This is a genomic window from Streptomyces sp. 5-10 (genome assembly GCF_014712245.1).
In the GTDB taxonomy this organism is placed as follows: Bacteria; Actinomycetota; Actinomycetes; order Streptomycetales; family Streptomycetaceae; genus Streptomyces; species Streptomyces violaceusniger.
In genome coordinates this window covers 38,346-52,112 of record NZ_JACVYG010000032.1, presented here as the reverse complement: position 1 = coordinate 52,112, position 13,767 = coordinate 38,346, and the positions used below count along the sequence as shown (strand labels likewise).

13 protein-coding genes and 1 tRNA gene are annotated in these 13,767 nt (G+C 70.5%); 5 read left to right on the top strand and 9 right to left on the bottom strand.

The features are described 5' to 3' along the window. Positions 1-247 precede the first annotated feature (247 nt). Both IEJ02_RS29760 and IEJ02_RS29755 read right to left on the bottom strand, forming a co-directional pair. Positions 248-1,615: a glycoside hydrolase family 6 protein gene (locus IEJ02_RS29760; protein WP_191067648.1), complete on the bottom strand. Its 1,368-nt coding sequence runs from the start codon at positions 1,613-1,615 to the stop codon at positions 248-250. Next, positions 1,612-2,778: a glycoside hydrolase family 5 protein gene (locus tag IEJ02_RS29755; protein ID WP_191067647.1), complete on the bottom strand. Its 1,167-nt coding sequence runs from the start codon at positions 2,776-2,778 to the stop codon at positions 1,612-1,614. The genes IEJ02_RS29760 and IEJ02_RS29755 overlap by 4 nt, the downstream gene beginning before the upstream one ends. A gap of 330 nt (positions 2,779-3,108) precedes the next feature. Between IEJ02_RS29755 and IEJ02_RS29750 the strand changes: the two genes are divergently transcribed. After that, entirely contained in the window at positions 3,109-6,000 is a 2,892-nt protein-coding gene (locus IEJ02_RS29750; RefSeq protein ID WP_223864664.1) for a glycoside hydrolase family 48 protein, read from the top strand. A 51-nt stretch (positions 6,001-6,051) separates the two neighbouring features. Here IEJ02_RS29750 and IEJ02_RS29745 read toward each other — a convergent pair whose 3' ends face one another. Then, positions 6,052-7,653, bottom strand: a complete 1,602-nt coding sequence (locus tag IEJ02_RS29745; protein ID WP_370467154.1) for a N,N-dimethylformamidase beta subunit family domain-containing protein — start codon at positions 7,651-7,653, stop codon at positions 6,052-6,054. Positions 7,654-7,774: 121 nt separating this feature from the next. Here IEJ02_RS29745 and IEJ02_RS29740 point away from each other — a divergent pair, with 121 nt between their 5' ends. Both IEJ02_RS29740 and IEJ02_RS29735 read left to right on the top strand, forming a co-directional pair. Next, positions 7,775-8,047, top strand: coding sequence for a hypothetical protein (locus IEJ02_RS29740; protein ID WP_191067645.1), 273 nt, complete (start codon positions 7,775-7,777; stop codon positions 8,045-8,047). A gap of 54 nt (positions 8,048-8,101) precedes the next feature. Beyond that, positions 8,102-8,851, top strand: a complete 750-nt coding sequence (locus tag IEJ02_RS29735; RefSeq protein WP_191067644.1) for a Clp protease N-terminal domain-containing protein — start codon at positions 8,102-8,104, stop codon at positions 8,849-8,851. On the opposite strand, the gene IEJ02_RS29730 is transcribed toward IEJ02_RS29735, so the two are convergent. Beyond that, positions 8,829-9,269 carry an STAS domain-containing protein gene (locus IEJ02_RS29730; RefSeq protein WP_275560415.1) on the bottom strand — a complete coding sequence of 147 codons (441 nt, stop codon included), beginning with the start codon at positions 9,267-9,269 and terminating at the stop codon, positions 8,829-8,831. The two genes, IEJ02_RS29735 and IEJ02_RS29730, sit on opposite strands and share 23 nt — an antisense overlap. A gap of 109 nt (positions 9,270-9,378) precedes the next feature. Here IEJ02_RS29730 and IEJ02_RS29725 point away from each other — a divergent pair, with 109 nt between their 5' ends. Continuing rightward, positions 9,379-9,780, top strand: a complete 402-nt coding sequence (locus IEJ02_RS29725) for a helix-turn-helix transcriptional regulator (protein WP_223864663.1) — start codon at positions 9,379-9,381, stop codon at positions 9,778-9,780. Between the two features lie 36 nt (positions 9,781-9,816). Next, positions 9,817-10,194: a MerR family transcriptional regulator gene (locus IEJ02_RS29720; protein WP_191067642.1), complete on the top strand. Its 378-nt coding sequence runs from the start codon at positions 9,817-9,819 to the stop codon at positions 10,192-10,194. A 25-nt stretch (positions 10,195-10,219) separates the two neighbouring features. On the opposite strand, the gene IEJ02_RS49000 is transcribed toward IEJ02_RS29720, so the two are convergent. The 5 genes from IEJ02_RS49000 to IEJ02_RS29695 all read right to left on the bottom strand — a co-directional run bounded on the left by IEJ02_RS49000 (position 10,220) and on the right by IEJ02_RS29695 (position 13,629). Next, the gene (locus IEJ02_RS49000) at positions 10,220-10,450 is read right to left on the bottom strand and encodes a hypothetical protein (protein WP_223864662.1); all 231 of its coding nucleotides are present in this window, start codon (positions 10,448-10,450) and stop codon (positions 10,220-10,222) included. A 165-nt stretch (positions 10,451-10,615) separates the two neighbouring features. Continuing rightward, positions 10,616-10,688, bottom strand: a tRNA-His gene (locus tag IEJ02_RS29710). A gap of 109 nt (positions 10,689-10,797) precedes the next feature. Continuing rightward, the gene (orn, locus tag IEJ02_RS29705) at positions 10,798-11,406 is read right to left on the bottom strand and encodes an oligoribonuclease (protein WP_191067641.1); all 609 of its coding nucleotides are present in this window, start codon (positions 11,404-11,406) and stop codon (positions 10,798-10,800) included. Between the two features lie 5 nt (positions 11,407-11,411). Next, positions 11,412-12,734, bottom strand: coding sequence for a helix-turn-helix domain-containing protein (locus IEJ02_RS29700; RefSeq protein WP_191067640.1), 1,323 nt, complete (start codon positions 12,732-12,734; stop codon positions 11,412-11,414). Between the two features lie 520 nt (positions 12,735-13,254). Next, positions 13,255-13,629: a hypothetical protein gene (locus IEJ02_RS29695; protein ID WP_223864661.1), complete on the bottom strand. Its 375-nt coding sequence runs from the start codon at positions 13,627-13,629 to the stop codon at positions 13,255-13,257. Positions 13,630-13,767: the final 138 nt, after the last annotated feature.

Genomic DNA, 13,767 nt, shown 5'->3' with positions numbered 1-13,767 from the left:
CGAGCCCGACGACTGGTCGGTCGCCCACCAGAAACTCGCCCTCGTCCACCATAGCGTTGGCGATCTGGACGATCTGCGCGCGACCCGTCCCCAGCCTTCGTCCGGGAGGTGCCCCTGCCTAAGTGGCGCTTCGCCCCCAGGCGTGCGACTTGATACGCCGACGGGGCCGGCGGGGCGCGTGTGCGCGTCCGCCGGCCCCGTCGTGTGCGGGTGCTTCCCGGGGTCTAGCGGCTGCCGCCTGTGCCCGTCACAGGGCGGGATAGGCGTTCTTCAGCAGCTCCTGGAACTGGGCCGAGAACCAGTGGCCCGACAGCGGAGCGTTCGGCAGCGCACCCGACATGTTGTTGTTGTTGCGCGGGTTGCCGGTGTACGTCGGGTCGCACATCCGGTCGAAGCCCTTGCCCTCGTCGTTCGGGATCTGGGAGCTCGCGCCGTCCGACTCGCCCGGGGGCTTCATCCACACATACGCGTCGATCCCGGCCGCGGGTGCCGCCTTGGGCCGCTCACCGAGCCCGGCTCCGGACTGGTTGCACCAGTTGCCGACGTGGATCCGGCGGTCGTAGCGCCCGCCGTTGACGTACGTGTCCACGTCCGTCTTCGCGCCGGGGCCGCTGGGCCGGGCCGAGCCGCCCCAGCCGTTGCGGGAGGTGTCGATCAGCGCGCCGATGTTGCTCGGGAAGCCGACGTTGACCAGCTCCTGGCGGAACGCCTGGGCGTAGGAGAGCTCGTCCACGTACCGGTTCCAGTCCACCCACTTCGACTGGCGCACGGTGGTGCCGTTGACCGAGTCGTTGATGGTGAAGTTGTTCTCCTTCAGCGCGCTGTAGTTGGCCGTGTTGACGATGATGCCGGCCACCTTGTCGACCGTGCTGCCCTCGGCCGTCGCCGCCTCCTTGATCACCTGTGCGGTGGGGTTGAAGTTGTCGTCCCAGCCGATCCAGCCGTGGTGCCCGGCGTCGATGTAGTTGTAGACGTTGCCGATCGAGCCCAGTTTGTTCAGGGCGTAGCCGACGCCCTTCACATAGTTGCCGTTCGCCTTCATCGTGTCGCATTCGGGCGTCGCGGTGGGCTTGCCGCCGGTGTTGGTGACCAGGTTGGGCAGCGAGTCGACCTCGATGGTGGTGACGATCCGCAGACTCGAGTTGGCGTACTTGGACTCGGAGAGGATCGCCGCGATCGGGTCGATGAACTGGGTCTTGTACTTGTCGATCTCGGTCGGGCCCAGCTCGCCGTTGGACGCCAGCGCGGAGCAGTCACGGCCGGGAAGGTCGTAGACCACTAACTGGACGACGGTCGGGCTGCCGCCCGACTGCTGCAGCGCCCGGTCCAGGTGGGCGCGCAGCCCCATCGCGCCGCCCGTGCCGTTGATCGCGGCGATCCGGTCCAGCCAGATGCCGGTCGGCTGGTTGGAGATCTTGCTGCCGCCGGGTTCGGCGGCGGCCTTCGCCGACCAGTCGGGGTTCACGTACACCTTGGCGCCCGTGTACGGGTTGTCGACCTTCGCGGCGGCCGCCCTGCCGCTGTCCACCTGGGCGGACGCCACGCCGGTCAGCGCCCCCATGGTCAGCGCGGAGGCGGCGAGCAGGGTGCCCGCCATTCGGATTCTGCGGCTCATCGCATTCCCTTCAGGTGATCGCGGAGTCCCACGCCGTAGTTGGTCGGCGTGCCGTTGTAGTCGCTGATCAGGGACGGGCCCGAGGAACAGTCCCAGGTGTTCCAGGTCCACCCCAGATACGAGGCGCCCTTGGCGTCGAGCCAGGCCATGACCCGGTCGACATAGCCGTGGGAGCAGGTGTTCTCGCCGATCTCGCCCGCCACGAAGGGGACCTGGGCGATGACCGGGGCCAGCTGTTCGTTGAAACAGCTCTCGCTGGAACAGGTGTTGAAGTTGTAGGTGTGCCAGGCGGCGGCGAGGTTGCCCGCCGGGTCGTTGGGCTTGTACGTCAGCCACTGGCGCAGATCGTTGGAGTAGGCGACCCCGGGGATCAGCACCAGGTTCCTGGCGCCGGTGGCCCGTACGGCGTTCAGCAGGGTCTGCATCCCGGCGACCTGGAAGTCGATCCCGGGGCAGCTCCCGCCGTCGCGCCAGCACTTCCACGCCGCCGAGAGGTCGGAGGTGGCGCGGTCCGGGAACGGCTCGTTGAACAGGTCGAAGACCACGGCCTGGTCGCCCTTGAAGGTCTGGGCGACCGAGGTCCAGAAGGCCGGGGTGTACTGCGCGTCCGGCATCGGCTTCTGGCAGGTGGCGTACTCGGTGTCGGCGCAGTGGCTGTCGCCGCCGGTGTATCTGCCGTGGCTCCAGTGGAGTTCGACGACGGGCGTGATGCCACGGGCCTCCAGCCGGGCGACGAGCGCCTTGACGGCCGCGATGTAGTTGGCCCCTCCGTAGGCCGCGTTGATGTGGGAAAGGCCCAGCCAGCACTCCTCGTTGAGCGGGATCCGGACCGCGTTGACCTTCCAGTCGGCGATGGCCTTGACGGCCGCGTCGTCCACGGGACCGTCGAAGATGCCACGCCCCTGGACGCACATGAACTCACCGCCGGAGCGGTTGACGCCGAGCAGCCGCCGGGTGGCCCCGTTCTCGTCGACGAGCTTGTTGCCGGAGGCGCGGAGCTTGGGCGGTGCCGCGTTGGGCGCGGTCACTGCTGGGGCGCTCGCGGCCGAAGCGGTCGTGGCCGGGCCGCTCGCCGCCGAGGCGGTGGCAGGCACCAAGGCGGTGCCCGCCACTGATAACACCGCGGCGGCCACCAAGGCATAAAGGCGCGGGGGTGCTCGCATGGAGCGACTCCTCGGGGTCCAAGCGCCGTTCGACGCGGCGCAGACTGCTGGAACCGCTCCCACTGGTTGAAGTGAAGGTAGCGCTCGACGGGCGCATGTCAACAGCCCTCGTTCACGAATTATCGGTCGAGGGTGCCCGGCGACCCGCTGTTGTTCAAAGACTTGACACTCCTTCGGGCTGACACGAACCTTGGGAGCGCTCCCACTGGTTCGCACACATGGTTCGCACACTCCCCACCACCCGCACGAACCGCGAGGAGGTCCCCCCAGATGCGCCCACAGCGTGGCTCGCCCTTATCCGGTCCACGACGATCAGGGGCACGACGACGGATGAGACGGCTGGTGACCACCCTGGCCGCCGCCCTCTCGCTCCCCGTGGCCATGACCGCCGCGGGCGGCGCCGCCCCCGCGCACGCCGCGGCGGTCCAGTGCGGGGTCGACTACAAGACCAATGACTGGGGTTCCGGCTTCACCGCCGATCTCACCATCACCAACCCCGGCACCGAGGCCATTGACGGCTGGACCCTCACCTACGCTTACGCGGGCAACCAGAAGCTCGCAGGCGGCTGGAACGGCAGCTGGTCGCAGTCCGGCAAGACCGTCACCGTCACCAACGCCGGGCACAACGCGAAGATCGCGGCCGGGGGCAATGTCACCACCGACGCCCAGTTCACCTACAGCGGCACCAACGCCGCCCCCACCTCCTTCGCCGTCAACGGCGTGACCTGCCGGGGCGCCCACCAGCCGCCCATCGCGGTGCTGAGCAGTCCGTCCCCCGGCGCCGTCTTCACCTCCGGCGACACCGTCCCGATGACGGCCACCGCCGCGGCGGCCGACGGGGCGACGATCAGCAAGGTGGAGTTCTACAGCGACACCAAGCTCCTCGGCGCCGACACCACCTCCCCGTACACCTTCGACTACAGGGACGTCCCGGCGGGCGACTACTCGCTCTACGCCAAGGCGTACGACAGCCAGGGCGCCGCCGCCGAGTCCACCCCCGTCGGCATCCATGTGGCGGCCGGGCCCGCGCTGGTGGCCAGCCCCGGGCAGCTCGGGGTGCAGCAGGGCAAGACCGGGACGTTCGGCGTCAAGCTGTCCACCAAGCCGTCCGGAGACGTCACCGTCTCCGTCGCCCGGACCTCGGGCAACACCGGCCTGACGATCTCCTCGGGCGCCAGCCTCACCTTCACCCCCGCCAACTGGGACACCGCCCAGCAGGTGACCGTCGCCGCAGCGAACTCCGGCACCGGCGCCGCGACCTTCACCGCGACCGCCGCCGGCCATACCAAGGCCGAGGTCACCGTCACCCAGCTGGCCGCCGCGAAGGACTACGACGCCCGCTTCCTGGACCTCTACAACAAGATCACCGCACCCTCGGCGGGCTACTTCTCGCCCGAGGGCGTTCCGTACCACTCGGTGGAGACGCTGATCGTCGAGGCCCCCGACCACGGCCATGAGACGACCTCCGAGGCGTACAGCTACCTGATCTGGCTCCAGGCGATGTACGGCAAGGTCACGGGCGACTGGTCCAAGTTCAACAACGCGTGGGACCTCATGGAGAAGTACATGATCCCCACCCACGCCGACCAGCCGACCAACAGCTCCTACAACGCCTCCAAGCCGGCCACCTACGCGCCCGAGTGGGACCAGCCCTCCCAGTACCCCTCGCAGCTCAACGGCAATGTCCCGGTCGGCAACGACCCCATCGCCGCCGAGCTGAAGAGCGCGTACGGCACCGATGACATCTACGGCATGCACTGGATCCAGGACGTCGACAACGTCTACGGCTACGGCAACGCGCCCGGCAAGTGCGAGGCGGGCCCGAGCGACACCGGCCCCAGCTACGTCAACACCTTCCAGCGCGGCCCGCAGGAGTCGGTCTGGGAGACCGTGACCCAGCCCACCTGCGACAGCTTCAAGTACGGCGGCAAGAACGGCTATCTGGACCTGTTCACCGGCGACGCCGCGTACGCCAAGCAGTGGAAGTTCACCAACGCCCCCGACGCCGACGCCCGGGTCGTCCAGGCCGCCTACTGGGCCTCGGAGTGGGCCAAGGCGCAGGGCAAGGGCGGCCAGATCTCCGGCAACATCGCCAAGGCCGCCAAGATGGGCGACTATCTGCGCTACGCGATGTACGACAAGTACTTCAAGAAGATCGGCAACTGCGTCGGGGAGACCGGCTGCGCGGCCGGGAGCGGCAAGAACAGCTCCCACTACCTGCTGTCCTGGTACTACGCCTGGGGCGGCGCCACCGACACCTCCGCGGGCTGGTCCTGGCGCATCGGCTCCAGCCACGCCCACGGCGGCTACCAGAACCCCATGGCGGCCTGGGCCCTGAGCTCGTACGCCGACCTCAAGCCCAAGTCCGCGACGGGCGCGAGCGACTGGTCCACCAGCCTCAAGCGACAGCTGGAGTTCTACCGCTGGCTGCAGTCCAGCGAGGGCGCCATCGCGGGCGGGGCCACCAACAGCTGGCAGGGCCGCTACGCCACGCCGCCGTCGGGGACGTCCACCTTCTACGGCATGTACTACGACGAGAAGCCGGTCTACCACGACCCGCCGTCCAACCAGTGGTTCGGCTTCCAGGCGTGGTCCATGGAGCGCGTCGCGGAGTACTACAACCGCACTGGCGACGCCTCCGCGAAGACGGTCCTGGACAAGTGGGTGAAGTGGGCGCTGTCCAAGACCACCGTCAACGCCGATGGCACGTACCAGATCCCGTCCACCCTCCAGTGGTCCGGCCAGCCCGACACCTGGAACGCCTCCAGCCCCGGCGCCAACGCGAACCTGCACGTCACCGTCGCCGACTACACCAATGACGTCGGCGTGGCGGCCGCGTACGCCAAGACCCTGTCCTACTACGCCGCCAAGTCCGGCGACACCAAGGCCAGGGACACCGCGAAGGCGCTGCTGGACGGCATGTGGAACAACTACCAGGACGCCCTCGGCATCGCGGTCCCCGAGACCCGCGCCGACTACAACCGCTTCGACGACCCGGTCTACGTCCCCAGCGGCTGGACCGGGACCATGCCGAACGGTGACAAGATCGACTCCAGCTCCACCTTCCTGTCGATCCGTTCCTTCTACAGATCCGACCCGGCCTGGTCCAAGGTCGAGGCGTATCTGAAGGGCGGCGCGGTGCCCAGCTTCACGTACCACCGGTTCTGGGCCCAGGCGGACATCGCATTGGCGATGGGGTCGTACGCGGACCTCTTCGAGTAGGCCGTTCCAGCGCCTGACAGGCGGGGCTCCCGGGCGCGGGAGCCCCGCCGCTCACGCGAGTTCGGCGCGCGCCCCGGTCCCGTACACCGCGCGCACATTGTCCTCCGGCCGCGGCTTGTTCCTGCCGCAGGGCCCCGCCGCGAAGGCACGCAGCAGATTCTCCGTGACGCGGGTGACGAAGGCCCCGGTGCGCGCGTCCATCCGGTGGTCGCGCCCGTTCTCACGGGTCCCCGCCATCAGGGCCTCCACCCAGCGCATCGTCCCCGAGGCGAAGACCCCCGCCCCGCTCGCCACGGTGTAGTACGCGGAGTCGGAGTGGCTGTGCCGCCCCCGGCAGACCAGGGGGGAGTGGGCGATGATCCGCAGGGGCGCCGGGGTGGGATCGCCCGGGGTGACCCGGTCGTACTCCACCCCCACCAGATGGTCGAAGGAGTCCCCGTCGTCCACTCCGGTCCCGGCGAACAGCCAGTGGCCGCTGTCCAGGACGACGTACGGGGCGTCGGTCGGGTAGCCCTCGTAGAGGACGCCGGTCAGTGAGGACTCGGGATCGGGCGCGGGGGGCTGGCGGAAGTCGGTGGTCGCCAGGTCGCGGTGGTTCACCAGGTACGGGTCGTCCCGGTAGGCGGTCTTGTAGCAGACCACGGTGCGCGCGGGGGCACCGCCGGGGCCGGGCTCCAGCCGGATCCGGCGGAAGCAGGTGTTGGCGCCGAGGAAGGCCAGATTGGTGCCGTCGTCCCGGGCCCGGGTCACGTACTGCCGCTGCTGCGGGGTCCAGTACTCGTCGTGGCCGAGCGACAGGGCGGCCGAGGCGCCCTTCAGCACGGCCGGTCGCAGATGGACGTCCACGCCCGTGGTGTACGCGAGCGGAAGGCCCAGCCGTTCGGCGAGGACCACCAGGGCCCGCTCGTAGACCAGGAACTTCTCCGCCCCGCTCTTCGCGTACGGCCGGTCGAAGCTGACGGCGAGCGAACGGCTCCCGTACGCACCGTCCCGGCCCTGGTAGAGGCTGTAGCCGCCCCAGGTGTTGTACGCCTGCCAGGTGGCCGGTGCGTGCATCAGCAGCGTCCGGCCCCGCGCCTGCCGGGAGCGCACGATCAGCGGCACATAGCGCTGATGGCCGTTCGAGGCGTCCAGCCGCAGCAGATACGCGCCCTCCGGCCAGTTCCGGGCGCGGACCCGCAGCGAACGGTCCCAGTCGGCCCGCACCGTGCGGGTGGCGTCGAGGAACACGGGCGGGCCCTGCTTCCGGCCGTCCACCCGGCGCGACCGCCACACCAGCCGCGCCTGCGCCCCGCCGTACCAGCCGATCCGGTAGGCCGAGACGCGGAAGGCGGGCGCGGTGGTCGACACATGGAGCCCGAACTCCTCGTCGGGCAGCACGCTCACCCGGTCGGTATAGCCCTCGATGGCGTCGGGCGGCCCCACCGAGCGGATGCGCCAGTCGGCACTGCCCGGCCGGGCCCGCTCCGCCTCCTCCGCCCGGCGCGCGGCGTCGGCGCGGCGGGACGGGCGGGCGCGGTGGCCGGTGCGTTCGGAGGAGGAGTCGCAGCCCGTCGCGACCACCGCCGAGGCCCCGGCACCGGCCGCCGCGGCGGCCCCGAGGAAGCGGCGGCGGCCCAGTCCGCCGGATATGCGGCCGTGTTCTGCGTCCACCGGACCATCGTGGGGCGCGGTGCGGGGGCGGGCGAGCCGGTGCGGTCCGACGGAGTATCCGGCCGCGCGGTCCGGCACCTCCGAGGTGCGACGGGAGGGCGTGGGGCGCAGCCTGGGACATATGACCGAATCCCAGGCCCCGCGCATCCACCGGCCGCCGATCGTGGTGCTCGGGGTGCAGCAGAACAATCCCCCGTTCCGACTGGTCGAGATCGCCGGTGAGCTGGCGGGCAAGGCGCACTCGGTCCTGGACGTCATCGAGATCGCCCGGGAGGTCGGCCTGGACGACATCGATCTGGACGATCCGGATGTGGTCCGGTGGGTGGGCGGCGACAAGTTCACCTGGACGTCGTTCTGGCCCCCGAGCCGGCCGCACGGCGAACACCGGGGCTAGATTCACTGTCAACTCAGCGTTGACGCCTATCCGGTGTCAACCTATGGTTGACGCATGACGAAACCAGTCGGACTCACCCATCCCGTGCGCCTCGACGACCTGATCGAGGCCATCAAGAAGGTCCACCCCGACGCCCTCGACCAGCTCACCGACGCGGTGATCGCCGCCGAGCACCTCGGCGAGGTGGCCGACCACCTCATCGGCCACTTCGTGGACCAGGCCCGCCGCTCCGGCGCCTCCTGGACCGACATCGGCAAGAGCATGGGGGTGACGCGGCAGGCGGCCCAGAAGCGCTTCGTCCCCAAGGCCTCCGGCGAGCCGTCGGACCTCGACCCCAGCCAGGGCTTCGGCCGCTACACGCCGCGCGCCCGGAGCGTCGTGGTCGCCTCCCAGAACGAGGCCCGCGCCGCCGCCAACGCCGAGATCCGCCCGGAGCACCTCATCCTCGGCCTCCTGGCCGAGCCCGAGGGTCTGGCCGCCAAGGCGATCGTCGCCCAGGGTGTCCTCCTGGACGCCGTCCGCCAGGCCGCCACCGCCGCCCTCCCGGCCGCATCCGACTCCATGCCCGCGCTGGTCCCCTTCGACGCCGACGCGCGCAAGGTCCTCGAACTCACCTTCCGCGAGGCCCTGCGGCTGGGCCACAACTACATCGGCACCGAGCACATCCTCCTCGCCCTCCTCGAACACGAGGACGGCGCGGGGCTGTTGACCGGCCTCGGCATCGACAAGGCCGCCTCCGCGGAGTTCATCGCCGAGGCGCTGACCCGCGTCGCCGAGGCCGTCAGGGACGAGGGGAAGGGATAGCCGAGGGCCGGAACAGCCGTGCGGTGCCGGTCAGGCCGAGGACGCGCCTGACCACGCGGCTCGGGGAGCGGACGATGACCGTCTTGCCGTGTGCGAGCGCCTCCCGGCGCAGTCTCAGCAGCGCGTTGAGCGCCGAGCAGTCCCAGAACCTCACCGCGCTCAGGTCCACGTCAACGCCCTCGGCGGAATCGCGGAGGGCGTTGCGCAGGACGGCGGACATGACGGGGGCGGTCTCGTAGTCCACCTCCCCGTTGACCACGACAACCTTCCGGGGGCCCTCCGCGTAGCTGTCGGTGAGCAGGAGGGACGAGGGGTTCGGTGGCGTCGAGCCGTCCGGTGTCCCCGGTGCCGTGCCGATCACGGGCCGGTACGGCGAGCGATGTCCGGGCTCGGGCGCGGAGACGTCTCGTGCGTGCACCTGTCTGTCTCCCCTCGGGGTCGCCTCGCCGGCGTCACGCCTACTCGCTATACACGAAGTCTGATTCATGTTTCCAGATGCGCTATTGCTTCGGCAATATCATGAGGCCATGGGAGGAGTGCCTGAATCGCACACTGGATGGACGTTCTTGACCAACCATGCCCGCGTGCTGGCCGCGATCGCCGACGATCCGAACGTTCGGATCCGCGACATCGCCGCGCACTGCAGGCTGACCGAGCGTGGCGTCCAGAAGATCATCGGTGACCTGGAGCAGGACGGATATCTGTCCCACACCCGTGAGGGGCGTACGAACACGTACCGCATCGAGCCGGGGAAGGTCCTGCGCCACCCCGCCGAGGCCGGGCTCCCCGTGGCCTCGCTCCTCTCCCTGCTCGTCGAGGACGAGGACCGGCGCAAACACGCCGACGGCCCCCTCGGCGACGGGAGGCCGGCGGCCGATGAGGCTCCTGCCCAACCGGCCTCCGACCCCCACGCGCCTCGACTACGCTGAAGCGCATCCCTGACGTCAGAGCCAGGAGGAGTCACGGTGCGCATCGGCGAACTCGCCGCCAGGACCGGCGTCAGCGTGCGCGCGCTGCGCTACTACGAGGAGCAGGGCCTGCTCGCCTCGGAACGCAGCCCCAGCGGCCAGCGCCACTACGCGGAGACCGCGGTCGACCGCGTCCTGTGGATCCAGTGCCTCTACGCGGCGGGCCTGTCGAGCAAGACCCTCCGCGAATTCCTCCCCTGCACGTCCACCAGCGTCGCCACCCCCGCCGACATCGCCCGCCTGACCGCGGAACGCGACCGCATCGACGCCCAGATGGCCAACCTGGCCACCACCCGCGACCGCCTCGACGCCGTCATCGCGGCGGCCAGCGGCACGGTCAGGGGCGAAGTGTGCCGCATCCCGCAGAGCGCTTGATCCGAAACGGCCCTTGGTGGGTCGGTCAGTCTCCGTCCGGTGCCGGATGGTCGCGGAAGAAGGCGGTGGCCGCCGCCGAGGCCCGAGCGAACTCGGTGGTGTACGGGGCGAAGTGCCCGCCCGGGATCGTCACCAGCCGCTTCGGTTCCAGCGTCCGGTTGTAGGCGGCGAGCCCGGTGTCGATTCTCCGGGCCGTACCGGACGGGCTCCGGTCCGCCGGTCCTGCCGCGCCGGAGCCCCCTCCGTCCCCTGTCATGTCGGTGGCACGATCTGTCCGGGCACGCCGGACTGGGGGCACTCGCTCTTCGGGGCGGTGCTGATGCCGCTGTCCTTGTCGTCCTCGCCGCCGCATGCGGCAGCGAGGGGCCGGAAACACCAAGGGCCCGACCCGCTTCCGCAGGCCAGGCCCTTGATCGTTAAGGGTGAGTAACGGGACTCGAACCCGCGACATCCTGGACCACAACCAGGTGCTCTACCAGCTGAGCTATACCCACCATGACCGGTGCTTTCCGCACCGGCCGAGAAAAAGTGTACAGGGTCTTCAGGGGTGCTCGCTCCCGGCTTTTCGGGGAGTCGGGAGCGAGCACCGGGATGGCGGCAGGGTCAGGCGTGCCGGGCGGGCAGGACGTGCTTGGTCGCGATGGCCTTCGCCGTGTCCGAGTCCGGGCCGGGAGCGGGCACGAAGATCGCTTCCCGGTAGTAGCGCAGCTCGGCGATGGACTCGTGGATGTCCGCGAGCGCGCGGTGGTTGCCGTTCTTCTTGGGGCTGTTGAAGTAGGCCCGCGGATACCAGCGGCGGGCCAGCTCCTTGATCGAGGAGACGTCGACGATCCGGTAGTGGAGGTAGCTCTCGAGCGTCGGCATGTCCCGGAGGAGGAAGCCCCGGTCGGTGCCGACCGAGTTTCCGCACAGCGGGGCCTTGCCGGCCTCGGGGACGTGCTCGCGGATGTAGGCCAGGACCTGGTTCTGGGCATCCTCGAGCGTGGTCCCGCCCTCGAGCTCGGCGAGCAGACCGGAGGTGGTGTGCATCTCGCGCACCACCTCGACCATGGTGACCAGCGCTTCCGCGGGAGGCCGGACAACGATGTCCACTCCGTCGCCCAGGATGTTCAGCTCGGAGTCCGTGACCAGCGCGGCCACCTCGATAAGCGCGTCGTTCGCCAGCGAGAGCCCGGTCATCTCGCAGTCGATCCACACCATGCGATCGTTCATACGTCTCACCCTACGGGGCGTTCCCGCTGGCCGGGCAGGGACGGACGGCCCGGGGCCCGGCCCGCGGCCTGTTCGGGCAGGCGTGGGGCGTAGGCGTCCGACTCCGGTTTGCCAGGTTCCGGATGCGGAGCGTGATGGTGGTGCGGAGGGTGCCCCGCGTGGCCGGTGGAGGCGCCGGGCGCGCCCGGCCGCCGCAGCGGCAGGGAGTGGTCGCCGGCGCGGGGTTCGATCACCTCGGCGCGGTCGGGCCGGTCGGCCCGCTCCAGCCGCTCCAGGCGGTCGGGGCGGTCCGGGCGCTCCGCGGCCCCGCCCTGGGGCCTGCGGGCGCGGTACGCGGCCCGGTAGGCGGCCGGGGAGGACCCCAGCTGCCGCCGGAAGTGCCCGCGCAGCGCGACCGGCGAGCGGAAGCCACAGCGCCCCGCGACCTCGTCGACCGAGTAGTCGGAGGTCTCCAGGAGCCGCTGCGCCTGGAGCACCCGCTGGGTGATCAGCCACTGGAGTGGAGCGCTCCCAGTGAGCGAGCGGAACCTGCGGTCGAAGGTCCTGCGGCTCATGTAGGCGCGGGCGGCCAGGGCTTCGACGTCGAACTGCTCGTGCAGGTGCTCGAGCGCCCACGCCACCACCTCGGCGAGCGGGTCCGCCCCGATCTCCTCTGGTAACGACCTGTCCAGATAGCGCTCCTGCCCTCCGCTGCGGCGCGGCGGGACGACCAGGCGCCTGGCGAGGGCGCCGGCGGCGTCCGCGCCGTGGTCGGTGCGCACGATGTGCAGGCACAGGTCGATCCCGGCGGCGGTGCCCGCCGAGGTCAGTACGTCGCCGTCGTCCACGAAGAGCTCGCGGGGGTCCACATGGACCGACGGATAGCGCTTGGCGAGCGTCGGCGCGTACATCCAGTGGGTGGTCGCCGGGCGGCCGTCCAGCAGCCCGGCGGCGGCCAGTACGAAGGCCCCGGTGCACAGGCCCACGATCCGCGCGCCCTCCTCGTGCGCGCGGCGCAGCGCGTCGAGCGCGGCGGCCGGTGGCGGCTGGGTTATCGACCGCCAGGCCGGTACGACGACGGTGCCGGCCCGGGAGAGTGCCTCCAGGCCGTATGGTGCGGTCAGTTCCAGTCCGCCAGTCGTTCGCAATGGCACATCTTCGCCCGCGCACACCAGAAGTCGGTACCGAGGAACTCCGGCGTCCTGCCGGTCGATACCGAAGACGGAGAGCGGGATGGAGCTTTCGAAGATGGGGCCGCCGCTGAACAGCAGCACCGCGACGATTTCTCGTCGCCGGCGTCCGGAGAGCTTGCGCGAGGTCTCCGGTACGGTCGTGGAGTCCTGGCTCATGGCACTAAGCCCCCCTCGGTGGTCGCGTCCTCTCGGTCCTGCACGTTTCCCCTCGGTCCTGAACGGTTCCCCCGCCGGTCATGGCCAAGATCGAATCTACTGTGTCGCGTGTGGTCGCCGTGACCAGTTCACCACCCGCCACTATGTCGACATGACAACTTGGCGCGAAGCATTCGATCACGAAGCGTTGCACTCGTAGCCCTCGCTGTGAAGTACGCCTTGTGCGGACACCCACTTCCCGTAGGGGGTACGTGCGTCCCGGACCCCTTTCCACGCTGGCCGGACGGGTGTTGAGCACGGCGTTTGCCAAGGAAAGAAGTGTGGCCGGAAGTTGGCTGAAAACAAGCGGGCGCAGACGTACGGATGCGTCATACGACCGGCGTACGTCCCGCTCGTACTTCTTCAGGGCTCATGCGGCCGTCTCCATCGCTTGAGCGGCGCTATAGCGGCGCTCCATCGGCGCTGAGTACGCGGAGCGCTACGCACCGCTTCCCCGGCTCCGGGCCATTCCGGTCGGCCCTCAGACGCGGCGGCCGCCCCGGTGCGCGCCGATCCCCGTACGGCCGTGGCGGCCCCGGTGCGGGCTGACGCCGTCCGCGCCCAGCCGGGCCGCGGTGCGCTCGGCGTGGCGCAGCAGGGCGCGGCTGGCGGCCGTCACGGCGGCGAGGCCGGCGGCGGCCCCCAGGGCGGCGCCGAAGGGCGATCCGCACAGGAGCAGGACGACGGGCACCACGGCGCAGCTGAAGGCCGCCCAGCGGATCACCTCGCTCACCGCGTCGCTAGCGGGGGCCTGGACCTGGGCTCGAAGGGGGCTCGGAGCGTGCGGCCGTCCGGGTGTCCCGGCCCGGCCGCCCGGGGTGCCGCCGGGGGCGTCGTACTCGGGGGCGACGGGCACGGGCAGGGCTCCTCTCGAGCGGCCGGCGAGGTGCCGGCGGGGGCTCGACGCGGGGGTGGCGAGGGGGCGGCGGGCGGGGGATCCGGGCAGGTGAGCGGGGCGGGCCGGGGCCGCCGCACCCGGTGTCGCTACTACAAC